The following is a 26,618-nucleotide window of genomic DNA, read 5'->3' on the forward strand; positions in this document are numbered from 1 at the left end:
GTCGGGCGGCCCCGTCTCTCGCATGGCGGAGATCCTCGTGGCCGGCGAAACGCTGATCGACTTCCTCCCCGGACCGGGGGAGACGCTCCGCGACGTCGACGGCTTCTCTCACCGACCGGGCGGCGCGCCGGCCAACGTCGCGGTCGGGCTCTCCCGGCTCGGCGCGGCGCCGGCGTTCTGGACGCGGCTCGGCGGCGACCCGTTCGGTGACCTCCTACGCGAGACGCTCGTCGACGAGGGGGTGCCGACGGCGGCGTTCGAGCGGGCCGACGGCAACACCACGCTCGCGGTCGTCTCGCCGCCCGGCGTCGACGGGAGGCGGTTCCGCTTCTACGGCTCCCGGGACGTCGCGTTCGGCTTCGAGCCCGGTTCGGTGCCGGCGGACGAGCTGGCCGCCGTCTCGTGGGTCCACCTCGGCGGCGTCGCCCTGACCCACCCGGACGGGAGGGCGGCGATGCGCGAACTGGCCGCGGCCGCCGCCGAGCGCAACTGCGCGGTATCGTTCGACATCAACTACCGCGAGGACCTCGTCCCGGACGGGGAGCGGGAGAGCGTCGTCGACGCAGTCCGCGAGATCGTCGCCGACAGCGACGTCGTCTTCGCCAGCGACGAGGACGTGGCGGCGACGGGGCTCTCGTCGAAGGAGGGCGAGGCGCTCGGGCGCGATCTGCTGGATCTCGGCCCCCACACCGCCGTCGTCACGCTCGGGGAGTCGGGCGCGGTCGTCGCGAGCTCGGCGGCGGCGCCGTGGGGAGAGCGGACCGCCCGCCACGGCGGCTTCGCGGTCGAGGCCGTCGACGCCACCGGCGCCGGCGACGCGTTCACCGCCGGGCTGATCGCTCGGCTCGCCGCGGACGACGCGGCCGCCGCGCCCGACCTCGACGACGCGGTCGCGTTCGCCAACGCGACGGCCGCGCTCTCGGTCCGGGAACGGGGCGGGATGACGGCGCTCCCCTCGAGGGAGGGCGTGGAGTCGTTCCTCGACGAGCGGCGGTAGGGGCTCGATCGGCGTCGGCAGACGGGCGGCGACGACTCGCCGCCGAGCTAATCGGTCCGACCGTGGACGTACGTCTGGTCGTGGTCCGGAAACACCTCGTCGACGGTCGCCTCGCCGTGGTCCTCGGCGATGAGGGTCCGGAGCTCGTCCTCGTAGTCGGCCTTCGGCACCTCCTCGCTCGGTCCCTGCTGGACGTCGAACGTCTCCTCGACGAGCCGGTCGACCGCGTGGCGACCGAACCCGGACAGCGGGGAGATGTAGTCGACGCCGTGGCGGTCCTCCAGGCTCTGCGCCTGCGCGCGAGAGACCGTCGGCACCCGGTCGTCCCGCCGGGTACCGTCGGCGATCGCGTCGACGTCGCGGCTCGCGATCGCCTCCAAGGCGTGCTCGTGGACGCGCTGGATCCCGTTGCGGGGGTAGCCGTCGTCGAGCATCGTCGCGGCCGCCTCCTCGGCGACCGCGCGGTCCAGCTCGACGCGTTCGAAGGGGAACCCGAGCTCCGCGGCCGCCCGCTCGGCGTGCTCCCAGTCGTCGGTGAGCCCGAAGCTCCCGGTGACGCAGCGGACATCGTAGAACCGGTCGAGCAGGTGGGCGGCGAGCGAGGAGTCTTTCCCCCCGCTGTACAGGAGCGCGAGCTCCATCTATCGCCGCCGGATGTCGAAGCTCTGCTGGTCGGGCTGGAGTTCCTTCAGGAGGTCGCGCATCTGGTCCTCGTCGATACGTCCCTGAATCCGGCCGCTCTGGGCGAGCGTCGCGACCTGCTGTTTCACCTTCTCGCCGAACTCCGGTTTCGACATCTCGACCGCGTTGAGCCGCTGGCGCGCGCCGTCGGTCAGGTACTGCTTGAGGACGGCCTCCTGCTGGGCGTCGGCGCGCTCCTGGGCCTCGCGCTGGGCCTCGGCGTCGCCGCCGCCGGCCTGCTGGCGCTCGCGGAGCTCCTCCATCTTCTTCTCTCGCAGTTCCTCCAGTCGTTCGTCGTCGGGGTTCTCGCTCATACGAGGGCCTTCACGGTCCGCGCGAAAAACGATTTCGGAGGCCGCGGTGGCGCTCGCCGGGCGCCGGACGACCCGTACGGCCGCGGCGGTCGGGGGACACCGGCGGTCCGCGTCGCTTAAACGCCTCCTCGGCGTAGCAGCTTGCAATGAGCGAGTCGCGGGAGTTCTGTCCGCGGTGCGGCGATCCGGTCCCGGAGCGGCGCGAGCCGCTCCCCGGCGAGCCGCGCGGGCGGGACGCGCTGCTGTGTGACGACTGCTACTTCGAGGACTTCGATCTCGTCGACGCGCCCGACCGGATCGAGGTGTTGGTCTGTTCCGGCTGCGGCGCGGTCCGACGCGGCGAGTCGTGGCGCGACGTCGGCGCGCGCGACTACACCGACGTCGCCGTCGACGAGGTCGCGGAGGCGCTCGGGGTCCACGTCGACGCGACCGACGTCGAGTGGGGCGTCGAGCCTGAGCAGGTCGACGAGAACAACGTCCGGATGCACTGCCGCTTCTCGGGCGTCGTCCGCGGAACGCTCCGCTCCGCGGAGGTCACCGTTCCGGTCAAGATCTCGCGGGGCACCTGCGACCGCTGCGGCCGGATCGCCGGCGGCTACTACGCCGGCACCGTGCAGGTGCGCGCGGACGAGCGCGACCTGACGCCGGAGGAGCGCGCCGAGGCGCTCGACATCGCCGAGTCGTACGTCGCGGCCCAGGAGGCCGACGGCGACCGCGAGGCGTTCATCACGGAGGTGAAAGAGACCGACGACGGACCGGACGTCAAGCTCTCCTCGAACCGCCTCGCGCAGAACGTCGCGACTCGGATCACCGACGCGCTCGGCGGGAGCTTCGAGTCGTACCCGACGCTCGTCACGGAGGACGGCGACGGCAACGAGGTGTACCGAGTGACGTTCGCGGTCCGGCTCCCCCGGTACGCCGAGGGCGAGGTCATCGATCCGGAGGACGGCGACGGCCCCGTGCTCGTCACGGGCGTCTCCGGCCGGCTACAGGGCGTCCGGCTCGCGACCGGCGAGCAGTACGTCTCGGAGTTCGAGGACGCGGAGGCGCCGGACGCGGCCCGCCTCGGAACGCGCGGCGACGCCGCGGAGACGACGGTGGTGACGGTGGAAGACGAGAACGCGATCCAGGTGCTCGACCCGGTCACCTACGAGGCGAAGACGGTCCCGAACCCCGAGTTCGTCGACGACGACGCCGACAGCGTGCTGGCGTTCGAACACGAGGGCGACGTGCACCTCGTCCCGGAGGAGTAGGGCGTCGCCGCGGCGAGTACTGACACCGGGCGTCGAAGAGCGCGACGCTGCGTGTGAGAGGTGAGCGGGGAGACGGCGGCAGACAGACTCCGCCGCCGGGAAGGAGGGGCGCTGGCGCGTTCAGTCGGCGCGAACGGTCGAATTCTTCAGTCGGCGCGGGCGGTCGACTCGTTTCCGAGAGCGGCTGCGCGCTCGGACTCGGTCACGTCGATGCCGCGGCGCTCGAGTTGTTCGACGAACTCGGCCTCGCTGAGGCCCGCCTGTGCGGCCGCCTGAGAGAGTGTCAACGTTCGCGCACCGTACAGCGTCAGCGCACTCGAGAGGCCCTTCGTTGCCATACCTACTGTAGACCCGTGTAGGTTTATGAAGGTTACTAATTGATTGAGGGCCATGATACACCTTATACGATATATATTGACGTTCGATCAGTCCGGCGGCGTATAATCACTACCGAGGGCGGCCCGCAGGAATTATGCCGCTCTGCGGCACAGGGGAGGTATGAACAGACAACAGATCTTCGCGCTGTTTTTCGCGTTCCTCATGGTGAGCTCCATGGCCGCCTGGGGCGTCTCGCTGCTGTAAGCGGCGGTCGCGCGGTCCGACGACACCGCGGTACGGCCCCGGACCACGGTTCGTCGCAGCGTCGGCTCCCGCCTCAGCCGTCGCCCCAGACGTCGGAGAGCGGGTGGTCGCTTCGCCGCTCGGCGTCGGTCTCAGAGCGGGTTCGCGTCGCGCCCGCGTCGCCGGCGCTCCCGGTGTCGCCGCCCGACCCGTCGGCGTCGGCCGCGTCGCCCGCGGCGTTCCCTGAGCCGCCCGCGCCGGAGCCGCCGCGGTCCGACGCGCCGCCGGAACCGACCGTCCGGTTCCGCCTCGCACGGGACGGTCCGGAGGGGTCGGCGTCGATCCCGGCGAGCGCGGCCGCGGGATCGAAGTCGGGGAGGTCGGGCGTCGTCATCGCGTCGATCTGGTCTCCGAACCACGGCGGGGTGTCGGCCTGCGCGCGCTCGAAGAGGTCCAGCAGGGAGTCGTCCGCGAGGTACGTCGCGCCGTAGTCGTCGGGCGCGCGGACGACGCGACCGCACGCCTGGATCACGGTCCGCAGCGCGGTCCGGTGGTACCACGCCCACTGGTCGTCCGCGAGCCGGCGGGCGACGCGGGAGTCGTTCGTGTTGCGGTACGGCGCCTTACACACCACCTGCCAGCGGCAGAGGTCGCCTTTCAGGTCCAGCGCCTCCTCCATCTTCACCGAGACGAACACCTCGGGGTCGTCGCTCGCCTTCCACGCCGAGAGCTCCGCGTCCCGATTCTCGCGGCCGTGGCGTCGGACCCGCGCGGCGACGCCGAACTCGCCCAGCAGCTCGGTGATCCGCCCGGCGATGTCGTACGAGTGCGCGTGGATCAGCCCCTTCTCGTTCGGGTGTTCGGCCATGAGCCGGACGATCAGGCGGGCGATCTCCGGGACCGTCTCGTCGCGGTGCTCGTAGGTCATCGACCCGCGCGTCACGTCGTACAGCGGGCGGTGCTCCAGCGGGAACGTGTGTTCGACGTCGACGAGCGCGACGTTCGACGGGTCGAGGCCGATACCGCGGCAGAACGCCTCCTTCGAGAGGATGGTGGCGGAGAGGAGCGCGAACCGGTTCCCGCGGTCCCACACGGTGTGCCGGAGGTAGCGGGCGGGGTCCAGCGGCTTGATCGCGAGCGGCGAGCCCTCCCCGCCGGACTGGTCGACGACCCACGTCGTCGGCGAGTCGAGGTCGCGGTAGTCCTCGAGGAACCAACCCAGCTCGCTACTCAGCTCCTGGAGGCGGTCGCGGCGCGCGACCTCCTCGCGGTCGAGTTCGGCCCGGCCCGTCAGCTCGTCTTTCGCGCGCTTCGCGACGTCGCGAAGGGAGGCGACGAAGCGGGCGGTGCGGTCGAGCGCGTCCTCCTCGGGGCCGGCGTCGGCCTCCACGTCCGGGACGCGCACGTCGTCCCAGACGGGGACGCGCTCGGGCGAGAGCTCGATCGTCGCGTACATCTCCGCCCACTCGGCGAGTCCGTGCGCCTCGTCGATCACGACGACGTCGCGCTTGCGGAACACCTCGGAGCCCGCGGTGCGCATGAAGTACGCTAACGTCATCGCGGCGTACCGGTTACCCGAAGCGATCGCGCGGTCCGAGAAGTACGGGCACCGGTGTTTCACGGAGCAGTCGAACCCCTGCTGCCGGACGCAGGGAGCGCGGTTGACAGGCGTGTCGTGCTCGCCGGGGAGGATGCAGTCGTAGTTCGATTTCCCGCGGATCACCGCTAGGTCGTCGAGTAAGTCGTCCGCCTCGACGTCGTCGATCTGCGACACCTGCGGGGTGGTGTAGTAGGCGCCCGTCGCCTCGCTCGGCGCCGTCTCGTCCACCGTCGCCGCCGCGCCCATCACCGCCCGCGCGAGCAGCGACTTCCCGCTGCCCGTCGGCGCGCGCACGAGGACGACCTCGTTGCCGGCGGCGAACGCGTCGCGGATGTCGGAGAGGGCCCGCTCCTGCGCGCCGCGGAAGCTCGGGGCGGGGAACTCGGCGGGGATCCGGTCGGGGTCCACAGGGGTCCCTCGCTCCCTCCCAGGATTAAACCCTCGCGTTCCGACCGGTCGAGTGAACTCAAAACTACCCGATCGTTTATATCGTTCGGGCGGGTCGAAGGGGGTATGCACTGGCAGGAGGCGGAACGGGAGTTCGCGGACGACGTCGTGGCTCGGGAGACGCTCCCGCGAACCTTCGAGCGGTCCGCCGAGCGCAACGCCGACCGGACCGCCCAGCGGTACAAGGGCGGGATATACGACCGGTCGCTGGTGACGGAGGGCGTCCTCCCGCCCGCGCCCGACGGCGAGTACGCCGGCGTCACCTACGCCGAGATGCGCGACGTCGTTCGGCGCCTCGCCGCGGGGTTCCGCGAACTCGGGGTCGACGACGACACCCGCGTCGCCCTCTACGCGGAGACGCGGATGGAGTGGGCGCAGACGGACTTCGCCGCGCTGGCCGCGGGCGGAGTGGTGACGACCGTCTACGCCTCCTCCTCGCCGGACCAAGTGCGGTACCTGCTGGAGGACCCCGGCGCGACGGTCGCCGTCGTCGAGAACCGCGACCTCTTGGACGAGGTGCTCGCCGTCGCCGACGACCTCTCGCGGGACCTCGACGCGATCGTCTCGTTCGACGACGTGGACGCGGCCGAGCTCGACTTCGGCGGCGGCACCAGGGGCGACGGCGACGGTCCCGCCCTCTCCGCCGACGACGTGTACACCCTCGGCGAGCTCCACGCGCTGGGCGCCGACGCGTTCGACCCCGACGCCTACGAGGGGTGGCTCGACGCGACCGGCGTCGGCGACCTCGCCAGCCTCATCTACACCTCCGGGACGACGGGAAAGCCGAAGGGGGTCCGGCTCACCCACGCGAACTTCCGGGACAACGTCTCGCAGTGTTACCGCCGCTTCGCGGACCGACCGGACCGCGACCCCGACGCGCCGGGGATATCGGCCGAGTCGACGACGCTGTCCTTCCTCCCGCTCGCGCACGTCTTCGAGCGCATGGCGGGCCACTACATGATGTTCGCGGCGGGCGCGACGGTCGCGTACGCCGAGAGCCCGGACACGCTCCGCGACGACTTCGGGCTCGTGCGGCCGACGACGACCACGAGCGTCCCGCGCGTCTACGAGAAGCTGTACGACGCGATCCGCGATCAGGCCGGTGAGTCGCCGGTGAAAGAGCGGATCTTCGAGTGGGCGGTCGACGTGGGTCGGTCCCATCACGAGGCCGACAATCCCGGCGCCCTGCTCGACGCGAAGCGCGCGGTCGCCGACCGGCTCGTCTTCTCGTCGGTCCGAGAGGCGATCGGCGGTAACATCGACTTCTTCATCTCCGGCGGCGGGTCGCTGTCGGCCGAGCTGTGCGCGCTGTACCACGCGATGGACCTCCCGATCCTGGAGGGGTACGGGCTCACGGAGACGTCGCCGGTGATCAGCGTGAACCCGCCGGAGGAGCCGAAGGTCGGCACCATCGGTCCGCCGGTCGTCGACACCGAGATCGCGATCGACGGCACGGTCGTCGGCGAGGAGGTCGCCGGTCTGGCGGGCGACGTGGGCGAACTGCTCGTTCGCGGCCCGCAGGTGACCGACGGCTACTGGAACCGCCCGGACGCGACCGCTGAGGCGTTCACCGAACCGGACCGGCTCCCCGAGGACGTCGTCGTGGCCGGGACGCCTCCCGAGGAGCGCGACGGCGACCCGGACGAGCCGTGGTTCCGCACCGGAGACATCGTCCAGTTCCGGCCGGACGGGTACGTCGCCTTCCGCGAACGCGCGAAGCAGCTGCTCGTGCTCTCGACCGGAAAGAACGTCGCGCCGGGTCCGATCGAGGACCGGTTCGCCGCGAACGAGTTCGTCGAGCAGTGCGTCGTGCTCGGCGACGGGCGGAAGTTCGTCTCGGCGCTCATCGTCCCGAACTTCGAGAAAGTGGAGTCGTGGGCGGACACGCGCGGGATCGATCTCCCCCACGCGCGCAGTGCGGTCTGCCGGGACGACCGGGTCCGCGAGCGGATCCAAGCGGAGGTCGACCGCGTGAACGAGGAGTTCGAGCCGTACGAGCGGATCAAGCAGTTCCGGCTCGTCGAGGAGGAGTTCTCCGAGGAGAACGACCTGCTCACGCCGACGATGAAGAAGAAGCGGCGCAACATCTTGGACCGCTTCGCCGACGAGGTCGAGCTGATCTACGAGGGGTGAACGCCCCGGCCGGTCAGTCGTCGCCCGGGATCGCCCCGGCGTCGTCTGCGCCGGAGTCGTCGGCGCCGGCGGCGTCCGACCGCGGCGTCTCGACGGGGTCCGCGAACGCGTAGACGGTGTTGTGGCCGGTCACCTCGACCGTCAGGAAGTCCCCGACTTCGACGCCGCGCTCGGTCGCGCTCTGCACGATGATCTGGCGGTACGCGGAGTCGCGGCACTTCACCGAGTCGCCGGTCCCCTCCTCGACGACGAGCACCTCGAACGCTTCGCCCACCATCGACTCGTACGCCTCGCCGACGACGTCCATCTTCAGCGCCGACATCGCCTTCGAGCGCTCCTTCTTGAGGGTCCCGCCGAGCCCCTTCATCTCGGCGGCGTCCGTGCCGGGGCGCTTCGAGAAGCGGGTGACGTTGATCTTCTCGGGGCGGACCTCGGCGAGGAGGTCCATCGACAGCTCGTGGTCGGCCTCCGTCTCCGTGGGGAAGCCGACGATGAAGTCGGTCGAGAGCGTCCAGTGGTCGAGCCGGTCGTCGAACGTCTCGACGACCTCGCGGAACTTGTCGACCCGGTGCTGCCGGCGCATCTCTTCGAGCACCTCGTCGGAGCCGGACTGGACCGGCGCGTGGATGAAGTCGTACAGCTCCTCGTTCTCGGCGAACACCTCCGCGAGCTCCTCGTGGATCCCGTGGATGCCGCCGGGGTTCGCCATCCCGAGCCGGACGCGGAACTCGCCGTCGATGTCGCAGATGCGGTCGAGCAGCTCCGGGAGCTTGCGCTCGCCGTTATCCCAACCGTAGACGCCGGTGTCCTGTCCCGTGACGCGAATCTCCTTCGCGCCGGCGTGGACCAGCGCTCGGGCCTTCTCGACGTTCTCCTCGACCGACGGGGAGTCGACCCGGCCGGTCGCGAACTTCGTGATGCAGTACGAGCAGTTGCTCATACAACCGCGCGCGATGGGGAGGAGGCCGACGACGCCGTCCAGGACCGGATCGGCGTCCGGCGTGGTCGTCGGGCACTCGCCGTTGAGCGCGTACGTCGGCACCTCGTCCCAGTGGAGGATCTCGGCGTCGATGCCGGCCTCCTCGAACGTCTCGCCCTGCGCGAGCGCCATGCAGCCGGTGACGACGAGGTCGGCGGTCGTCTCTTGGAGCTCCTCGGCGCGGCGGAGCATGTTCCGTTCCGTCTTCTCGACGACCGTACAGGTGTTGAGGATGGCGACGTCGGCGTCCTCGGGCCCGTCGGCCGGGCGGTGACCGCCGTCGCGGAGCGCGCGCTCGATCTCCCGGCTCTCACCCCGGTTGGAACTGCAGCCGTAGGTTTCGATGTGATACGTCGCCATCGAGTGTGCACACTACCGGTCCCGCGGCCAAAAACGCGACGGATCGGAGCCGAGCGCGCCGGAGGCTGTGGGAGTGAAATTCGAAGCCCGAACGGGAGGCGGCGGGAGTGGAATTCGAAGCCCGAACGGGGGGTGCGCGGCGCGGCGTGCGCACCGTGCGTACGGTGGGAGTGGGATTCGAACCCACGAGGCCTTCCGGCCACCTGCGTTCCAAGCAGGCACGTTCGTCCGCTCCGTCATCCCACCAGTTGGCCGCTCCGATCGGAGAACGGGCCGCGAGCGCGGACGGGGGCGTCACCGGTCGACCCGCCGGCCGGCTCGCCTCAGTTCTCGGCGTCGACGAGCTCGAAGAGGCTCCCCCAGTCCTCGGAGTCGCCGCTTTCGGGAAGCATGTCCCGGAGCTGTTGGAAGTCCGATTCGGGGACCTGCGACCGAACGACGTCCACGATGACCCGGGCGTGATAAGCCGCGTCGGCCGGGTCCGTTCGCTCGATCTCGCTCACCCGCTCGACGAACTCCTGCCAGTCGAAGCGCTGGCCGTGTTCGTGGACCGCGCCGGTCAGGTACCACTTGATCTCGATCGGAAGCGACGCGGCGAGGTCCGCCGCGTTCCCCTCGGGGAGGCGCTCGCCGAGGGTCATGAGCGTCGCCCGGATGGCCCGTACCGTCTCGCCCGTCCCGGGCAGTTCGAGTCGGTGCTGTACGTCGCCGGTGAATTCGTCGAAGTTCATGTGTAAATGGAGCCCGCGGAAGCATGTCAACTATGATGATAATTCTCACCGTCTGGAAACCGAACCGCGGGCGTTCAGCGACGAGCCAGCGAAGTACGTGTTTCCGGGTGCCGAGAACAGTCAGTAGGTACTTGTGAACGATTGGCAAATATACAACTGTTAACGAGGCGGCGGCAGCGGAACAGGCCGGGCCGACCAACGCGGAAACGCACCCACACTCATGGACATAACAGACATCGTTTCGACGGAGTACGTGAACCTTCCTCCCGACACACCGGTCTCGAAGCTCGTTGGGACGTTCGACGACCCGTCAGTTGCGGGAGTCGTCGTGGACGGAGGGGCGTTCGAGGGAGTCGTCACGAGGCGGCAGCTCGCGAGCTCACACCATCAGCCGGACCAGAAGATCGAGTCGGTGGCTTGGAACGTTCCCCGGGTCACGCCTGACGAGGACGTCCGGCGGGTCGCACAGCTCATGATCGACGGGGGCTCACGGCTGCTCCCCGTGTTCGACGGGGACGATCTGATCGGCGTCGTTACCGCGGACGACCTGCTGGAGAACGTCAAGCAGTTCCTCGACGCCGCCACGGTCGCCGACGCGTATTCGCCGGACGTCATCACTGTCGGACCGCGAACGAGCGTCGGCGAAGCGCTCAACCTCTTTCGCGAAAACCGGATCACGCATATCCCGGTCGTGGAGGACGACGCGGCGGTCGGGATCCTCAGTCTCTACGATCTCATGGACCTGACGGTTCGGAGTGCGGTTCGGAGCCAGGGCGGAGACGCGGGCGACACGCAAGCGGACGCCGACGGCACGGGGGTCAGCGACGGGCGCACGCGGCGGGGCGGTTTCGGCGCCCGGGAGGGCGAACTGGCGCGAGTCATCGATCTGCCGGTTCGAGACGTGATGGTTTCACCGGTGCGGACGATCGCGCCCGCCCGGACGCTTGAAACCGCCGTGGAAGAGCTGTTCGAGATCGGCGGATCGTCACTGGTCGTCGAGCAGGACGGTGAGCTGGCGGGGATCGTCACGAAAACGGATATCCTCGACTCGCTGACGTGGGAGGCCGACGAGACCCGCGCCGTCCAAGTGTACAACTCGGCCCTCCTCGACGACGTGGAGTACGACGAGATCGTGGAGATGATCGAGAAGTTCGACGACAGGGACCACGGCATGGACATCCTCGACGCGAAAGTCCACCTCCACGAACACGACGAGAAGCTTCGGGGGACGCCGCTGTTGCTCGCCCGGATCCGGCTCCACACGGACCAAGGTCTGTACATCGCTTCGGCCGAGGGGTACGGTGCGAGCCACGCGCTTAACGAGGTCCGAGACGTTCTCGAACGCCAGATACGTGATAAGAAGACGTACGGGCGGAACAAGAAGCCGCGGAACGAGGCGTTCTGGGAGAAGCGCTTCGGGTGGATACTCGAAGACGCGGAGTGATCGGGACGGCCCCGCGCTGCGCGAACCGAGACGGCTCCGCGCTGTGCGACGGCTTCGCGATCGCGACCGGGGCCGTCGGCGAACGGTCGAACCGACCCCGACGCGCTGCCGATTCGGACGGACGCTACTGCGTCGTCTCGTAGATCGCCACGCCCGAGGAGGCGCCGATCCGGGTCGCACCTGCGGCCACCATTTCGAGGGCTTCGTCGAAGGTCGATATTCCGCCCGACGCTTTTATTTCGGTCTCCGGGGCGACCGCCTCTCGGATCGCCGCGATCTCCGCTGGATCCGTCGGCCCGTCGTATCCGACGGCGGTCTTGACGAAGTCGGCGCCGCCGGCCTCGACGAGCTCGGCGGCCCGCCGTATCTCGGGCGGCGTCAAGGCCGGCGACTCGATGATACATTTCAGCGTCTTCTCCCCGACCGCGTCCTTCACCGCTTCGACGTCGTCGACGACGAGGTCGTGATCGCCGTTCGCGAACGCGGTCCTGTTCATCACCATGTCGAACTCGTCGACGTGGTCGCGGAGCGCTTCGACCTCGCTCCGTTTGGCCGCCGAGTTCTGTATCCCGTAGGGGAACCCGATCACCGCGACGACGTCGGCTTCCCCGCCGAGCAGTTCGCTCGCGAGCGGCGCGTGGTACGGAACGACGACCGCCGAGCGGAATCCGTATTCGAGGACCTCGTTACAGAGGGTCCGGACCGCCGCCTCGCTCGCGGTCGGGTCGACGTTCGTGTGGTCGATTATCGACGCGACCCGCCCTGGATCGTCTCGCAGTGTGTTCTCCAGTGACATGTCTGCTCCCTCGCGTCCGAGGGCCTAAGTGTGTCGGCCGCTCGACGCGTCCCGACCCGCCACCGTTTCTCCGGCGGAGCGACGAACGCACGCGGGAGTGCGGCCGCTCGGTCTCAGTCCTCGGCGACCGCGGTCGCCGTGGGCGTCTCGGCGTCCGGCTCGGAGACGGCCTCCGGCTCGGCCTCTCCCGAGCGCTCCGACTCGGGGACGGGCGCGTACACCGACCGACGAGCGTCGCGGGGACACAGGCCTTCCTCGACGAGTCCGACCTCGGTGAGCTTCTCGACCGCGAACCGGACGGTTCGGGTCGAAAGGCGGGTCTCCTCGGCGAGCCCGGTCTGGTCGAACCGGCCCTCCTCGTCGAGAACGTAGTAGACCAGTTTGGCGCTCGGGGGGAGCGGCGCGAGCAGCTCGCGGGCACTGTCGTCCATATAAAGCGTATACGGGCGAGCCGTGCATAACCGTGGCTCGGGTGTGTATCACCGCCGCACAGCTCCCCATTGATTTATATATTATGAGCGCGCGGGCGCGACGGAACGAGAGCGTGTCCGGTCGCCGGCGGGGCGCTCTTCGATTCGTCCGCCTCTACTCGCGCGTACGGAACTCGAACCGCGCCCCGTCGTCGTCGTCGATAGAGACCGTCCACCCGTGCGCGGCCGCGATCTCGCGGACGATCGCGAGTCCGAAGCCGGTCCCGCGCGGGTCGCTCGAGACGCCGTACTCGATCGCCTCGTCGGGGTCGACGTCGAATCCCGCGCCGTCGTCGGCGACGTAGAACCCGTCCGAGAGCCCGCCGAATGTGACGGTGACGCCGGGGTCCGCCTCGGTCGAGCCGTGCTCGACGACGTCGTCGGGCTCCGCCCGACTGCCACCGGTGCCGTGCACCACGCTGTTCGTAAACAGGTTCTCTAAGAGCGTCCGGAGGCGCTCCGGGTCGGCCTCCACCGCGACCCCATCGTCGGGCGCGTCCAGCGTCGCAGCGGGGGTGTCCACGGTGCGCCACGCCTCCGCCGCCGCCTCGGCGAGCGAGACCGGCTCCGACTCGTCGACCGTCCGGCCCTGTCGCGCCAGCGTGAGGAGGTCGTCGATGAGCTCCTCCATCCGCTCGTGAGCGTCGTCGATCCGGTCGAGCTCGTGGAGGGCGCCGTCGTCGTCGACGAGCCCCCGCGCGAGATCGAGCCGCCCGGCCGCGACGTTGAGCGGGTTCCGGAGGTCGTGCGAGACGAGCCCGGCGAACTTCTCCAGTCGGTCGATCTCGCGCTGGAGCGCGGCGTCGCGGTTCCGCAGCTGCGCCGTGCGCTCGGCCCCGTCGAGCGCGACGGTGACGTTGGCCGCGAGCACCCGCGCCAGCTGGATCGCCGTGTCGTCGAAGAAGTCCGGCTCGCGGGAGCCGAGCGGCATCACGCCGTGGTCGCCGAGCGGGACGACGAGCAGGCTCCGGTGCTCGCCGTAGGTGACGGCGGTGTCGACCGCGTCGAGATCGCCGACGACGATCGGTTCTCCCGTCTCGAACGCCTCCCAGACGCGACCGTCGCCTGGGCCGAACGCCGGGCGGTCCCCGAGCGCCGCCGTCGCCTCCTCGCTGATCGCCGTGGGGAGCAGCGTCCCGCTCTCGGGGTCGTACAGGCGGACCCCGCTGCTCGGGAACTCCAGGATGTCGATGGCCGCGCGCGCCGCGAGCGCCGCGATCTCCTCGCGGTCCTCGCCGCGGAACATCTCGCGGGTCGTCTCGTGGAGGTTCCGCAGGGTCCGCTCGACCCGTTTCTGCTCGCCGATGTCGGCGTAGACGCTGTAGATGACCGTCTCGTCGTGCTGACGCACGGGAATCACGTGCAGGATGAAGTCCCTGAGCCCGTCGGTCGTCCGGCGGCGCACTTCGAGCCGCGGCGTCCCGTCCCGATCGAGGACCGTCTCGGGGTCGAACCGGGCGGCGCCCTCCGGGATGATGGCGTCGCGTATCTCGCGGTAGCCGTGGTCGGCCGCCGAGTAGCCGAACGTCCGCTCGAACGCCTCGTTCGTGGCGTCGAGACGGCGTTCGCCGCCGCCGAGCGCGACCGTTCTGACTCCCGGCAGCGGGAGATCGTCGAACAGCGCCGTCAGTCGGTCGCGTTCGGCCCGCAGCGCGTTCTCCGTCTCGATCTGCTCGATCGCGTCGGCGGTGTGGGCGGCCAGCAGCTCCGCGAACTCGACGTCGCCCTCGTCGAACGCGGCGTATCCGTCAGAGACGGCCTGCAACACGCCGTACGGACCGATCGGGACGCTGATCGCCGAGCGGATGTCGTCGGCGACCGGGTCGGCGACCGCGGCGCCGTCGGCCCGGCCGTGATCGTCGGCTCGCCCGCAGTCGGCGGCTTCCCCGGCGCTCGGCGGGTCGCAGTTCTCCGGGTCCTCCAACTGGTCCGGGTCGGCGGGGTCGACGCTGACGTTGTCGACGACCATCGTCCGCTCCTCGGCGGCGGTGGTCCCGACGACCCCCTCGCCGACCTCGAACGAGCGGACCTCCTCGTCGGTGACGCTCTCCGAGAGCGCCGCGGGGACGAGGGTGTCGCCGCGGCGGCGGGCCGTGACGCACCGGTCGAATTCCAGTATGCCCTCCGCGGCGTCGACGGTCCGTTCGAACACCTCGTCGACGCGCTCGCAGGCGGCGACCTCCGTCGCGAACCGGTGGAGCGCGGTCACCTTCGCGTTCACCTCCCGGAGGTTCCGCTCGACCTGTCGCCGTTCCAGCGCGTTCGCGACGCTGTTCGCGAGCATCTCGTACCGGTCTCTCCCGCCGCCCTTCTGGAGGTAGTCCGTCACCCCGGCGGAGATCGCCTCGCTGGCGATCTCTTCGGACCCCTTCCCCGTGAACAGCACGAACGGGATCCCGGGATCGACCTCGCGGACCGCGGTGAGCAGTTCGAGCCCGTCGCTGCCGGGCATGTCGAAGTCGCTGACGACGCAGTCGATACGCTCCGACTCGACCGCCGCGAGCGCGTCGTCCGGGGCGGTGTACGTCACCGTCTCGATCCCGTCGACCAGTCGCTCGACGTGGGTCGCCGCGAGGTCCGCGGCGCCGGGCTCGTCGTCGACGATGAGCACCCGTCGCGGCCCGCCGCCGGCGGGCTCCCCTCCGCGGAAGGCGTCGGCGGTGGGATCGTCGCCGTCGTTCCCGGGAGCGGTATCCATAGGTGGCCGTCACACTACCGGTAAGTTTAGCTTTCGCTCCGATGGTCAGGACTGAGAACCGGAACGGCTGAAATCGAGTCGGGGGCCCACCCCGTCGTCGCTTACAGGAAGTCCTCGACGTGGTCGGCGACCTCTTCGGGGGTGTCGCCGACGGGGACGCCCGCGTTGTTGAGCGCGTCGATCTTCGACTGCGCGGTGCCGGTCCCGGAGCCGGAGACGATGGCGCCCGCGTGGCCCATCCGCTTGCCCGGCGGCGCCGTCCGTCCGGCGATGAAGCCGGCGACCGGCGTGTCCATGTGTTCGCCGATGAACCGCGCGGCCTGCTCCTCGTCCTCCCCGCCGATCTCGCCGCACATCACGACCGCGTCGGTCTCGGTGTCGGCCTCGAACGCCTCCAGGGCGTCGATGAAGGAGGTGCCGATGATCGGGTCCCCGCCGATGCCGATCGCGGTCGTCTGACCGATCCCGCGCTCGGTGAGGTTATCGACCACCTGGTACGTCAGGGTGCCGGAGCGGGAGACGAGCCCGACGTTGCCCTCGGCGAAGATGTTTCCGGGCAGGATGCCGAGTTTCGCCTCGCCCGGCGTGATGATCCCGGGGCAGTTCGGGCCGAGCAGGCGCGTGTCGGTCTCGCCCAGCCGCTTGTTCACCTTCGCCATGTCCTGGGTCGGGATCCCCTCGGTGATCGCGACCGCGAGGTCGAGGTCCGTGTCGAGCGCCTCGAAGATGGCGTCGCCCGCGAACGCCGGCGGGACGAAGACGACGGACGCGTCGGCGTCCTCCGCCTCGACGGCCTCGTCCACGGTGTCGTAGACGGGGACGCCGGCGACCTCCTGGCCGCCCTTGCCGGGCACCGCGCCGGCGACGACGTTCGTGCCGTACTCGATCATCTGGCCGGCGTGGAACTTCCCCTCCCCGCCGGTGATCCCCTGGACTACCACTCTGGTGTCGTCGTCGACGAAAATGCTCATTGGGTCACCTCCTCCGCGTTCTTCACCGCGCGCTGGACCGCTTCCTCCAGCGTCTCCTCGACCTCGATCAGGTCTGTGTTCAGGATCTCCATCCCCTCCTCGGCGTTGGTCCCGGCGAGCCGGACGACGACCGGCTTCGGGATCTCGTCGAACTCCGCGAGCGCCTCGTTGATCCCCTTCGCGACCTCGTCGCCCCGGGTGATCCCGCCGAAGATGTTGAACACGACGCTGTCGACGTTGGGGTCGGAGAACACCATGTCGAGCGCCTTCGTGACGCGCTCGGCCTTCGCGCCGCCGCCGATGTCGAGGAAGTTGGCGGGCTTGCCGCCGTAGTAGTCGACCAGGTCGAGCGTCGTCATCACGAGCCCGGCGCCGTTGCCGATGATGCCGACGTTGCCCGAGAGGCGGACGTAGTCGAAGCCGTACTCGCCGGCCTTCCGTTCGAGGTCGTCCTCGTAGGACGCCTCGGCCATCTCGGCCAGCTCCGGCTGGCGGAACAGCGCGTCCTCGTCGATGTTCATCACGGCGTCGGCCGCGACGACCTCGCGGTCGCCCGTGATCATGACGGGGTTGACCTCGATCTCGGAGGCGTCGTTCCCCTCGTAGAGGTCGTACAGCGTCGAGAGGATCGACGCCACGTCGAGCGCGACGTCGGCGTCGACGCCCGCCTCGTACACGACCTTGCGGGCCTGGTACGGGTGGAGCCCGAACGCGGGGTCGACGTGCTCGCGCGCGATCGCGTCGGGGTTCTCCTCGGCGACTTCCTCGATGTTCACGCCGCCCTCGGTCGACACCATCAGGACGGGCTTCCCCTCGCCGCGGTCCATCGTGACGCCGACGTACAGCTCGTCCACGAAGTCGACGCCGGCCTCGACGAGCACCGAGTCGACGGTGTACCCCTTCAGGTCCATCCCGAGGATCTCCTCGGCGTACGCCTCGGCCTCGTCGCGGTCGGTCGCGATCTTGATGCCGCCGGCCTTGCCGCGGCCGCCCACGTGGACCTGCGCCTTGATCGCGGCCGGGTAGCCGATCTCGTCGACGGCGTCGAGCGCCTCGTCGACGGTCGTCGCGAGCCGGGAATCCGGGACCGGGATCCCGGCGTCCGCGAAGATAGTCTTCGCCTGATATTCGTGTAGTTTCATCCGTCTCGAAGGGGGACCGAGAGCGGCTTAAATGGTGCCGATTCCGCGCGAGCGGCGGGGACGGTGGGAGACGGCGACGGGCATTTTTATCCGCCGAACGACTGCGGTCGGCATGGACCCGACCGAGTTCCTCGACGGCGGAACGGTCAGCGTGTCGGACGAGACGTACGCGGTTTGCCGGACCGACCGCGACCATTCCGCCGCGTTCGCGACGATCAGAGAGGCGGGCGAGACGACGGTGGTCGTCGAGGAGGACGAGGTCGACGCGGTCGACGCCGACGCGGTCGAGCCCGGATGGAAGCGCCTCACCTTCGAGATGGAACTCCCGTTCGAGCTCGTCGGGTTCCTGGCGGCGGTGGCCACGGCGCTCGCCGAGGTCGAAGTCTCGGTGTTCGTCCTCTCGTCGTACGCGACGGACCACGTGTTGATCAAAGAGACCGACCGCCCCGCCGCGGTCCGGCGGCTCGAAGAACTGGGCTGTGAGGTCGTCGACTGACGCCCCCGACGATCCCGGGTCTCAGTCCTCGTCGCCGAGGATGACGCGGTGGGTCATCGCCTCGGGGTCGAGCACCTCGTCCGCCTCCGCCTCGGTGAGGTAGCCGGCCTCGACCGCGGCCTCGCGGACGCTTTTCCCCTCTTTTAAAGCCGTCTTCGCGACCTTCGACGCCTTGTCGTAGCCGATCGCGGGGTTCAGTGCGGTCGCCAGAGCCATCGACTGCTCGACGCGGGTCTCGCAGTGCTCCTCGTTGGCCTCCAGCTTCGCGACGAAACGCTCGCCGAACGTCTCGGCGGCGTTCGAGAGCAGCTCGGCCGATTCGAGGAAGTTGTGCGCGATGACCGGCTTATAAAGGTTCAGGTCGATCTCGCCGCGGGCGGCGCCGGCCGAGATCGCGGCGTCGTTGCCGACGACCTGCTTGTGGACCTGATTGACCGACTCGGCGACGACGGGATTGATCTTCCCGGGCATGATCGAGGAGCCGGGCTGGTTCTCCGGCTGCTCGACCTCGCCGAGCCCGTTGCGCGGGCCGGAGGCGAGCAGCCGCAGGTCGTTCGCCATCTTGTTCATGCTCCCGGCGATGGTCCGGAGCGAGCCGTGCGCCTCCGCCATCGCGTCGTGGGCCGCCTGCGCCTCGAAGTGGTTGTCGGCCTCGCGGAACGTCGTGTTCGTCTCGTCGGAGATGTACTCCGCGGCGAGCTCCGGGAAGTCGGGATGGGTGTTGAGCCCGGTGCCGACCGCGGTGCCGCCGAGGGCGAGCTCGCGCAGGTTCGACTGGACGGCCTCGGCCCGCTCGATCCCCTTCGCGACTTGGGTCCGGTAGCCGCCGAACTCCTGGCCGAGGCGGATCGGCGTCGCGTCCTGGAGGTGCGTGCGGCCGGTCTTGACGACGCCGTCGAACGCGGTCTCCTTCGCCTCCAGCTCGGCGTGGAGCGTCTCCAGGGCGGGCACGAGGTCCTTCTCGACGGCCTCCAGGGACGCGACGTGCATCGCCGTGGGGATCACGTCGTTGGACGACTGCCCGTAGTTGACGTGGTCGTTCGGGTGGACGACGCGGTCGCCGATCTCCGCGCCGGCGATCTCGGCGGCGCGGTTGGCGATCACCTCGTTGGCGTTCATGTTCGAGGAGGTCCCCGAGCCGGTCTGGAACACGTCGACCGGGAACTGGTCGTCGTGCTCGCCGGCGATCACCTCGTCGGCGGCGGCGACGATCGCCTCCGCGGTGTCCTCGTCGATCAGGTCGAGGTCGCGGTTCGCCTGCGCGGCCGCCTTCTTCACGACGCCGAGCGCGCGGATGAACCGCCGGCTCATCGGGATCCCGGATATCGGGAAGTTCTCGACCGCGCGCTGGGTCTGCGCGCCCCAGTAGGCGTCGGCCGGCACCTGCATCTCGCCGAGGCTGTCCTCCTCCGTGCGGTAGTCGTCACCCATGCGCGACGCTTCCCGCGAGACCGGGTAAAAGCTACTGAAAGCGCTCAGTCGAACGCGGACGCGGGGAGCCGAACCGGCGCGGTGCGCGTCGCGGCCGGGGTCGGGACCGGGGTCGGTGTCTACGCGTCGCGGCCGGGGTCTACGCCTCGTCGACCGGGAACAGCCCCGCGTCGCGGAGCTCCGGCGCGAGGCTGCCGCTCCCGTGCTCGGCGTAGTCGGCGGGCGTGTACGTCTTGATCTCCAGCGCGTGGACCGACCGGGTCATGTGGTCGCCGACGGCGTCGTACACGCGCTGGTGCTGGTCGACGAGCGACTCGCCCTCGAAGGCGGGGGAGACGACGACGGCCGCGAAGTGCGCGTCCTCGTCCTCGTCGTCGTGGATCCGGGGGTTCGTCACGCGGGCGACGGCGTCCGGGATCCCCGCCTCGATGATCTCCTCTATCTCGGCCGGTTCGATGGTCATACCCCGGTTCGGGGCCGCCTCGTCAAAAATCGACCGCATACGCGCCGGGGAAGCCGCCGGGGGCAGGCGACGGGAGGGCTCGCGCGGGGAGCCGCGCCGCGACCCGCCTCACCGCTCGAAGACGAGCCCGTAGTGGAACGGCGGGAGGTCGACCTCGCGGGCGAGCCACAGGTCGCTGGCGTCCTCGACCGCGCGCCGCGTCTCCGCCGGACCCACTCGCAGCTCGGTCGGCGGGCCGCGCGGCTCGCCGGCGAGCGTCGTCTCCTCCCGCGGCCGGTCGCGCCAGTTGACGACGACGAACCGCCCGTCGACGGCGAGCGCGCCGGCGACGCCCGAGACGAAGCCGGCCCGGTCGTCGATCCCGTGGAAGGCGTTCGCCAGCAGCGCGACGTCGACCGGCTCGGGGAGGAGCGCGGCGAGGTCGCGCGCGTCGCCGCGGACCGGCACGACGTTCTCGATCCCCTGCTCCGCCGCGAGCCCTTCGAGCTCCGCGAGCAGCGACCCGTCGAGGTCGACGGCGTACACCGACGCCGGGTCGGCGACCCGCGCGGCCGGGAGGGCGAAGTAGCCGTTGCCGCAGCCGATCTCGGCGACGCGGTCGCCCGGCGCCACGCCGAGCCGCCGGAGCGTCTCGCCCGGCGTCGGCCAGATCCGTCCCCACCAGTCCCAGTCCGGCTGTCCCGTGTTCCGGAAGCGGTCCATGCGAAGCGGTTGTGATCGGGCTCGGTTAGCGGTTTGGATCCGACCCGCGGCGCCTCGGGAGGGGTCGTCCGAAGCGATCGATCGCCGGCCGCGATCGGTCGCCCGTCCGGCCCGCGAGTGGGAAGGGGTTTGTCGACGGAGCCGAAACGGCCCTTCCAGATGTCTCACCGGGACGACCTGCGCGAGGCGGCCGACGCCCTCGGCGGTTCCGTCGTCGTCTGCGGCCTCGGCGCCCACGGCGACCGGCTCGCGGGCTCGGCGTTCCGCAACGCCCGGTACGCGTCGGTCGCGGCCCTCCTCGCGGAGGCGGCCTCCGCGACCGAGCGTGGCGCCGCGCCGGCGCCGGCAGACGCGTCGCCCCCCGCGGCGGTCGTCGTCGCGCTCGATCCCGACGAGGTCGGCGAGGGCCACGAGGCGGTCGAGTCGCTTCGGGCGCTCGGCGGGCTCGACGCGTTCGCGGTCGCGGTCGTCCCCGCGAACGCGGCCGACGACGACGCGCTGTCCGCGGTCCGCGACGCCGTCGACGCGGTGCTGCTCGCGGAGGGCGACGCCGTCGAGGCGGCGATCCGCGCGTTCCTCGCGACGGTCCAGGAGCCCGGCTTCGTCAACCTCGACCTCACCGACGCCGAGACGGTGCTCTCGGCCGGCGTCGCCGCGCTGGGAACCGGGACCGCCGACCGCGACGCCCCGGGTGCCGCGGTCGCGGCGGCGTTCGACGGGCTCCCCGAGGGGGTCGACGCGACCGACGCGAGCGCGGTGCTCGTGGACGTCGTCGTCGACCCCGAGACCAGCATCGCCGCCGCGACCGACGTCATCGCGGCGGTCAGAGAGCGGATCGGCGCCGACGCCAACGTGATCTGGGGCGGCGCGGTCGACGAGGACGCCGCCCACGAGCTCGCCGTCCGACTCGTCGTCGCCGGGGTCCGCCACGCCCCGCCGCCGGCCGCCGGCGACCCCTGCCCCCGCTGTGGCGATCCGCTGGTGGCGTACCGGTTCGGCGCCCGCGAGACGCTCTCCTGCGACGCCTGCGGCTACTCCGGGATAGCGATGCGGCGCGAGTGACCCGTCTCGCGGGCCGGACCGCCCCGCCGTGACGGACTCGCTCTCGGCCGACGCGCCGCCCCCGAGTCACCCGAGGAGAACGGACTCGGGCCCCGGCCAGTCGGCGAGCGACTCGTCGTAGAGCGTTCGCGCTTGGAGCCGGATATAGGCGCGCTGCGTCGACCGGATCGCCTCGGCGGGGGTCGCCCCGTCGTCGAGGGCGACGGCGACGGCCGACCGCTTCCAGTCCGCGGGCGTCCGGCCGGTCTCGACTCGGCTCCGGAGCGGGGAGAGCGCCGCGGCGATCTGGTCGGTCGTACAGCCGTGCTCCTCAAGTCCGTCCTTCGCGGCGGCGAACAGGTCGCGGTACAGTCCCGCGGTCTCCGTCGTCGTCGCACCGTCGGCCGTGATCCACTCCATTTCGGCGTCGAGCCCGTTGCGGGCGGCCGCGTAGAAGTTCGATTCGGCCCGCTCCCAGGGGAGGTCGACGACCGGGTGGCCGCGCTCCGCGATCCCCCGCATCGCCCCGCCGAACGCGGCGAGGATCGCCACCGCGTCGGGGATCGTCGGCTGGCCGGGGAGCGGGCGGAACTCGATCCGGGCGCTCGCGCTCCCCTCGGTCGCGCCGTCGAACACCGGCCGGACCCACCGCCAGTAGCTCCCGTGTTTGTGTCGGAAGTGGACGAACTCGTCGTCGAACCGGCCCTCCGCCTCGATCTCCGCCGGGACGAGCACCGGGTCGGCCGCGATGCGGTCGATGGCCGCCCCCACGCTGTCGATGTCGCGGGGGAACTTCACCTTTCGATCGCGTCCCGGCGGATTCATCATCTGCTCGTACACCGGGATCCGGTGTTCGGCGTACCCGTCCGCCACGAGCAGTTCGCGGTCGGGGCCGGGGTCGTCGTAGAGCGCGGGCGGCAGGAACGGCGAGTTGACGGCGAGCGCGAGCAGCGGCCCGGCGAGCCGCGTCGCGATCCGGTGATACCTCGGGAGGTCCGCGGCGCGGCGGGGCTGGTAGTGGGGCTGGATCGACGTGGTGAGACTGACCGGTCCCGCGCTGTCCGCGTCGATCCTCGCGCCGGGGACGTCGATCTCGCTCCCGATCAACCGGTCCGCGCCGACGCTGGCGAACCCGTGATATCGGACCCCGTTGCTGACGTTGATCCCCAGCGTCAACCCCTCCTCGTGCGTGGCCTCGGTCAGGTAGTCGTCCGTCGCGCTCTCCGCCGGGCCGATCGTCCACATCCCGTCGCTCACCACGCGGATCCCGTCCGCGGCGGCGCGCCGCTGGAGCGCGTCGAGCTTCCCGGTCACGTCCGCCCGGACGGCGTCGATGCCGCGGCCGGTGAACGGGTGGACAGCCGAGTTCAGCTCCGCGTTGTGGAGCCCGAGCTCCCGGTCGAACCCCACGCAGCCCAGAAGCGACCGCGGGATCCGACGGAGGTTGTCCGTCTCGCGGTCGACGGCGTAGAACTCGTACTCGAGCCCCGTCGTCACCTGCTCGTTGTCGAACGTCCCCGCCTCGACGTGGGCCCGGATCGCGTCGGCCTCCTCGCGGACCCGGGCGTCGAACGCATCGACGTCGATATCGGCGACGCGTTTCAGTCGTTCGACCGGATCGCTACCTTTGCCAGTCATACACACGCATAGTTCGGAGCCGAATATGAAAGTACCCCTGAGACGACAGGAACGGGCCGCGGCGTCGACGAGCCGTCACGCGTCGCGACGCCGCGAACGCCGTCCGGACGAGTCAGTCGTCGGACGGGGCCGACGCCGGCGTCTGCTGTGCGGACTCGACCGGCTTCGCGAGGACGTCCTTCCGGCCGGCGTCCAGCTCGGAGAGGACGTAGACGATCCCGTACAGCAGGGCCGCGCCGACCGGCAGCAGGATCACCGGCGTGATCCCGGTGACGCCCCACGTCAGCAGGAGCAGCGCTGAGACGCCGAGGACGGTCACCGCGTAGTACATCTGCGTCCGGACGTGGTCGATGTGGTCCGATCCCGTGAACGTCGACGCCAGGATTGTGGTGTCGGAGATGGGCGAGCAGTGGTCGCCGAAGATCGCCCCGCTGAAGATCGTTCCGACGGCCACCGGCAACAGCGCCGCGGTGCCGCCGCCGACGCTGTACGCCAGCGGGATCGCGATCGGCGTCACGATCGCCATCGTGCCCCACGACGTGCCGGTGGAGAACGCGACGACCGCGGCCGCGAACAGCACGACGAGGGGGAGCAGGGTCGGAGTGACGAACGCCTCGGCGACGTTGGTGACGTACACGCCGGTTCCGAGCGCGGTCGTGACCGTCCCGATCGTCCACGCCATCACGAGGATGGACAGCGCGGTCAGCATCATACCGAACCCGTCGATGACCGTTTCCATCGCCTCGTCGAGCGAGGCGACGCCGCTGCCCACGCCGAGCACGATCGCGACCGAGACCATCGAGAACGTCCCCCAGAGCAGCGCGTCGACGAACTGCGCGTTCCCGACGACGTCGAGCGTCGAGGCGCCGGGGTCGGACGCCGAGAGTCCGGTGAAGAAGGCCCCGCCGATGACGACCGTGATGAGCGCCCCGACCGGGACCAGGAAGAACCGAAGCTGCGGCGAGTCGGTCAGGAGGTCGCCGAGGCTGTCCTCCGCGCTCTGCATGGGAACCGCGTTGTCGCGGAGCAGCTTCCCCTCCGTCCACGAGCGGGTCTCGGCCGTGAGCATCTCGCCGAAGTCGCGCTGGCTGAGCACGATGATCCCGACCATCGCCACCGCGAGGATGCAGTAGACGTTGAACGGGACGCTCTGGATGAACAGCGCGAACGCGCCGGGCACCGCTTCCGATTCGGGCGAGATGCCCGCCGCCGAGTACCCCTCCCGGATCATGCTCAGCTGGTAGACGACCCAACTGGAGATCCCGAACGTGGCGACCGGCGCGGCCGTCGAGTCGATGATGTACGCGAGCTTCTCGCGGGACATGCGCAGCTCGTCGGCCATCTCCCGCATCGTCGTGCCGACGATCGCCGTGTTCGAGTAGTCGCCGAAGAACCACAGCATGCCGAAGACCCACGTCGCGAGCCCGACCTTCCGCTGTGAGTCGAGCCGCGAGGTCGCGGCGTTCGCGATCGCGGAGGCCCCGCCGAGCCGCCAGATGAGCGCGACGCCGGCGCCGAGGAACAGCACGATCAGCATGATCTTCGCGTTGAACGTGCTCTCCCCGATCGAGGAGACCACCCAGTCGAGCGACTGCACCACGCCGACGTTCGCGGTGAAAATCACCGCGCCCGACCAGATGCCGAGGAACAGCGAGAGGACCGGCTTCCGGGTGACCATCGCGAGCACGATCGCGAACAGCGGCGGGAACAGCGATATCGCCCCGTAGGTCTCAACCGTCATAACTCACCTCACAAACGGAACCAATACTGGATTGAAACCCGATACTCGTCGAGTTTACTCCGGAATCGTTAGAGTAATCTGATACCGTCTCGGACCGCACTGGCTGTTTGTGTATAATAAGGCTGTTGCATGGGGGCGTGACCAACACTACCAGTTATTAATACAATATTAAGCGGCGTCTCGCGGTCGGTGATGCGGCTCGTCGCTCGGTGGCGATCCCCACTAGACAGCGACCAGTTCGCTGGTCCGCGTCCGACTCGCTGGGCGCCGCCGGTCTACCCGTTCTTCCCGCCGGTCACCGAGACGCGGTCGCGGACGGTCCGGGCCAGCGACTCGATACCGTCGTCGATTGCTGACGGCGACGCGTAACTGAAGGAGAGGCGAGCGAATCGCCGGCCGCCGTCGTCGGGGTAGAAGAACGTCCCGGGGAGATATGTGACACCGGCGTCGATGGCGTCGGGCAGCATCGCCTCGGCGTCGGTCCCCTCCGGGAACTCGACCCAGACGAAGAACCCGCCGCTCGGCTCGCTCCACGTCGCGCTCGGCGGCATGTGCGTTTCGAGGCTCGCGAGCATCCGGTCCCGTCGCCGCTCGTACCCCTCGCACAGCCGAGCGACGGCTCGGTCGAGCCGCCCGTCCGTGCAGTAGCGATCGATCAGCCCGCGGGTGAAGCTCGGCTCGCCGCCAGCGTCGATCCGATCGAACTGCGCCGTCGTCGTCTCGTCGGCCACGATCCATCCCGTTCGGACCCCGGGCGCGATCGTCTTCGAGACGGTGTTTACACGGACCACGCGGTCGTCGACGTCGAGGGCCTTGAGGGGCGGTCGCTCGGAGCCCTCGTACCGCAGCCGGCCGTACGGGTCGTCCTCGAGCACGACGAAGTCGTACCGCTCGGCGAGGTCGAGGAGCCGCTCGCGTCGGTCCGTCGCCATCGTGACCCCGGTGGGGTTCTGGAAGTCGGGGATCGTGTAGACGAGCTTCGGCTGGGCCGCGCCGCACTGCGCGCGCGAGACGAGGTCGTCCGCGAGCGCGTCGACGTCGAGCCCCTCCTCGTCCACGGTCACGCCGGTCACCGCCGCGCCGTGGTTCCGGAAGATGCCCAGCGCGCCCATGAACGTCGGCGCCTCGACGACGACCTCGTCGCCCGGTTCGAGGAACGTCCGACAGACCGTGTCGATCGCCCGCGTCGCACCGTTCGTGACGTGGACCGTCTCCGCGGCGCAGTCGATGCCGCGGTCCCGCGCCCGGTCGACGACGAGGTCGCGGAGTCCGTCGGCGTGGTCGCCGCCGCCGTACTGGAGCGCGCGCTCCGGCTCGCTCGACAGCAGCGAATCGGTGGCGGCGGCCAGCTCCTCGTTCGGGAACGACTCCGGGTACGGGAACCCGAAGGCGAGCGGCGCCGCGTCCGCGTTATGGATCGATCGCCAGTCGCCGTACACGGCGCTTCCCATCGTGTCGCGAACGGTATCGGCGAAGAGGTGTTCGATCCCGTCCGACGGATCCTGTTGTGTCATCGTCAGTTATGATAC

The 26,618-nt window shown here is 70.1% G+C and carries 23 protein-coding genes and 1 tRNA gene; 6 read left to right on the forward strand and 18 right to left on the reverse strand.

What is annotated here, in order from left to right:
• Positions 1-22: 22 nt before the first annotated feature.
• The gene (locus tag DJ74_RS01050) at positions 23-997 is read left to right on the forward strand and encodes a carbohydrate kinase family protein (protein WP_094526030.1); all 975 of its coding nucleotides are present in this window, start codon (positions 23-25) and stop codon (positions 995-997) included.
• A gap of 47 nt (positions 998-1,044) precedes the next feature.
• On the opposite strand, the gene DJ74_RS01055 is transcribed toward DJ74_RS01050, so the two are convergent.
• Together DJ74_RS01055 and DJ74_RS01060 are read right to left on the reverse strand one after the other, a co-directional pair.
• Positions 1,045-1,638: an asparagine synthase-related protein gene (locus DJ74_RS01055; RefSeq protein WP_094526031.1), complete on the reverse strand. Its 594-nt coding sequence runs from the start codon at positions 1,636-1,638 to the stop codon at positions 1,045-1,047.
• The gene (locus DJ74_RS01060; RefSeq protein WP_094526032.1) at positions 1,639-1,992 is read right to left on the reverse strand and encodes a DNA-binding protein; all 354 of its coding nucleotides are present in this window, start codon (positions 1,990-1,992) and stop codon (positions 1,639-1,641) included.
• A 146-nt stretch (positions 1,993-2,138) separates the two neighbouring features.
• Between DJ74_RS01060 and DJ74_RS01065 the strand changes: the two genes are divergently transcribed.
• Entirely contained in the window at positions 2,139-3,245 is a 1,107-nt protein-coding gene (locus DJ74_RS01065) for a 60S ribosomal export protein NMD3 (protein ID WP_094526033.1), read from the forward strand.
• 146 nt (positions 3,246-3,391) lie between these two features.
• Here DJ74_RS01065 and DJ74_RS01070 read toward each other — a convergent pair whose 3' ends face one another.
• The gene (locus tag DJ74_RS01070) at positions 3,392-3,583 is read right to left on the reverse strand and encodes a UPF0175 family protein (RefSeq protein WP_094524231.1); all 192 of its coding nucleotides are present in this window, start codon (positions 3,581-3,583) and stop codon (positions 3,392-3,394) included.
• 317 nt (positions 3,584-3,900) lie between these two features.
• Complete coding sequence (locus tag DJ74_RS01075; protein WP_094526034.1) at positions 3,901-5,814, reverse strand: helicase C-terminal domain-containing protein; 1,914 nt, start codon at positions 5,812-5,814, stop codon at positions 3,901-3,903.
• 105 nt (positions 5,815-5,919) lie between these two features.
• Between DJ74_RS01075 and DJ74_RS01080 the strand changes: the two genes are divergently transcribed.
• The gene (locus DJ74_RS01080) at positions 5,920-7,986 is read left to right on the forward strand and encodes a long-chain fatty acid--CoA ligase (protein WP_094526035.1); all 2,067 of its coding nucleotides are present in this window, start codon (positions 5,920-5,922) and stop codon (positions 7,984-7,986) included.
• A 13-nt stretch (positions 7,987-7,999) separates the two neighbouring features.
• Here DJ74_RS01080 and DJ74_RS01085 read toward each other — a convergent pair whose 3' ends face one another.
• The 3 genes from DJ74_RS01085 to DJ74_RS01095 form a co-directional block, all read right to left on the reverse strand.
• Positions 8,000-9,325, reverse strand: coding sequence for a tRNA (N(6)-L-threonylcarbamoyladenosine(37)-C(2))-methylthiotransferase (locus tag DJ74_RS01085; RefSeq protein WP_094526036.1), 1,326 nt, complete (start codon positions 9,323-9,325; stop codon positions 8,000-8,002).
• Positions 9,326-9,487: 162 nt separating this feature from the next.
• Positions 9,488-9,571, reverse strand: a tRNA-Ser gene (locus tag DJ74_RS01090).
• A gap of 77 nt (positions 9,572-9,648) precedes the next feature.
• The gene (locus DJ74_RS01095) at positions 9,649-10,056 is read right to left on the reverse strand and encodes a DUF2267 domain-containing protein (protein WP_094524226.1); all 408 of its coding nucleotides are present in this window, start codon (positions 10,054-10,056) and stop codon (positions 9,649-9,651) included.
• A 220-nt stretch (positions 10,057-10,276) separates the two neighbouring features.
• Here DJ74_RS01095 and DJ74_RS01100 point away from each other — a divergent pair, with 220 nt between their 5' ends.
• A complete protein-coding gene (locus DJ74_RS01100) occupies positions 10,277-11,500 on the forward strand; it encodes a CBS domain-containing protein (RefSeq protein ID WP_094524225.1) in 1,224 nt (407 codons plus the stop codon).
• Between the two features lie 124 nt (positions 11,501-11,624).
• Here the strand turns inward: DJ74_RS01100 and deoC are convergent, their stop codons facing one another.
• The 5 genes from deoC to sucC all read right to left on the reverse strand — a co-directional run bounded on the left by deoC (position 11,625) and on the right by sucC (position 17,577).
• Positions 11,625-12,296 (reverse strand): deoxyribose-phosphate aldolase, encoded by a 672-nt coding sequence (deoC, locus tag DJ74_RS01105; RefSeq protein ID WP_094526037.1) that lies wholly within the window; start codon positions 12,294-12,296, stop codon positions 11,625-11,627.
• Between the two features lie 113 nt (positions 12,297-12,409).
• Positions 12,410-12,727: an ArsR family transcriptional regulator gene (locus DJ74_RS01110; RefSeq protein ID WP_094524223.1), complete on the reverse strand. Its 318-nt coding sequence runs from the start codon at positions 12,725-12,727 to the stop codon at positions 12,410-12,412.
• 154 nt (positions 12,728-12,881) lie between these two features.
• A complete protein-coding gene (locus DJ74_RS01115; RefSeq protein ID WP_094526038.1) occupies positions 12,882-15,464 on the reverse strand; it encodes a GAF domain-containing protein in 2,583 nt (860 codons plus the stop codon).
• A 101-nt stretch (positions 15,465-15,565) separates the two neighbouring features.
• A complete protein-coding gene (gene sucD, locus DJ74_RS01120) occupies positions 15,566-16,435 on the reverse strand; it encodes a succinate--CoA ligase subunit alpha (protein WP_094524221.1) in 870 nt (289 codons plus the stop codon).
• Entirely contained in the window at positions 16,432-17,577 is a 1,146-nt protein-coding gene (gene sucC, locus DJ74_RS01125; RefSeq protein WP_094524220.1) for an ADP-forming succinate--CoA ligase subunit beta, read from the reverse strand. Before sucC ends, sucD begins: the two co-directional genes overlap by 4 nt.
• Positions 17,578-17,689: 112 nt before the next feature.
• Between sucC and DJ74_RS01130 the strand changes: the two genes are divergently transcribed.
• Positions 17,690-18,073 carry an ACT domain-containing protein gene (locus tag DJ74_RS01130; RefSeq protein ID WP_094524219.1) on the forward strand — a complete coding sequence of 128 codons (384 nt, stop codon included), beginning with the start codon at positions 17,690-17,692 and terminating at the stop codon, positions 18,071-18,073.
• A 21-nt stretch (positions 18,074-18,094) separates the two neighbouring features.
• On the opposite strand, the gene DJ74_RS01135 is transcribed toward DJ74_RS01130, so the two are convergent.
• The 3 genes from DJ74_RS01135 to DJ74_RS01145 form a co-directional block, all read right to left on the reverse strand.
• Entirely contained in the window at positions 18,095-19,504 is a 1,410-nt protein-coding gene (locus tag DJ74_RS01135) for an aspartate ammonia-lyase (protein WP_094526039.1), read from the reverse strand.
• Between the two features lie 139 nt (positions 19,505-19,643).
• Complete coding sequence (locus DJ74_RS01140) at positions 19,644-19,967, reverse strand: BolA/IbaG family iron-sulfur metabolism protein (protein ID WP_094526040.1); 324 nt, start codon at positions 19,965-19,967, stop codon at positions 19,644-19,646.
• Positions 19,968-20,075: 108 nt separating this feature from the next.
• Positions 20,076-20,669 carry a class I SAM-dependent methyltransferase gene (locus tag DJ74_RS01145; RefSeq protein ID WP_094526041.1) on the reverse strand — a complete coding sequence of 198 codons (594 nt, stop codon included), beginning with the start codon at positions 20,667-20,669 and terminating at the stop codon, positions 20,076-20,078.
• A gap of 159 nt (positions 20,670-20,828) precedes the next feature.
• Here DJ74_RS01145 and DJ74_RS01150 point away from each other — a divergent pair, with 159 nt between their 5' ends.
• Entirely contained in the window at positions 20,829-21,731 is a 903-nt protein-coding gene (locus DJ74_RS01150; protein ID WP_094526042.1) for a zinc finger domain-containing protein, read from the forward strand.
• Positions 21,732-21,797: 66 nt separating this feature from the next.
• Here DJ74_RS01150 and DJ74_RS01155 read toward each other — a convergent pair whose 3' ends face one another.
• The 3 genes from DJ74_RS01155 to DJ74_RS01165 all read right to left on the reverse strand — a co-directional run bounded on the left by DJ74_RS01155 (position 21,798) and on the right by DJ74_RS01165 (position 26,603).
• Positions 21,798-23,348, reverse strand: a complete 1,551-nt coding sequence (locus DJ74_RS01155) for a hypothetical protein (protein WP_094524214.1) — start codon at positions 23,346-23,348, stop codon at positions 21,798-21,800.
• Between the two features lie 112 nt (positions 23,349-23,460).
• Positions 23,461-25,089 (reverse strand): Na+/H+ antiporter NhaC family protein, encoded by a 1,629-nt coding sequence (locus DJ74_RS01160; RefSeq protein WP_094526043.1) that lies wholly within the window; start codon positions 25,087-25,089, stop codon positions 23,461-23,463.
• A gap of 275 nt (positions 25,090-25,364) precedes the next feature.
• On the reverse strand, positions 25,365-26,603 hold the full coding sequence (locus DJ74_RS01165) for a PLP-dependent aminotransferase family protein (RefSeq protein ID WP_094526044.1): 1,239 nt from the start codon (positions 26,601-26,603) through the stop codon (positions 25,365-25,367).
• Positions 26,604-26,618 lie beyond the last annotated feature (15 nt).

The sequence above is a fragment of the Halorubrum sp. Ea8 genome, assembly GCF_002252925.1.
GTDB lineage: Archaea > Halobacteriota > Halobacteria > Halobacteriales > Haloferacaceae > Halorubrum.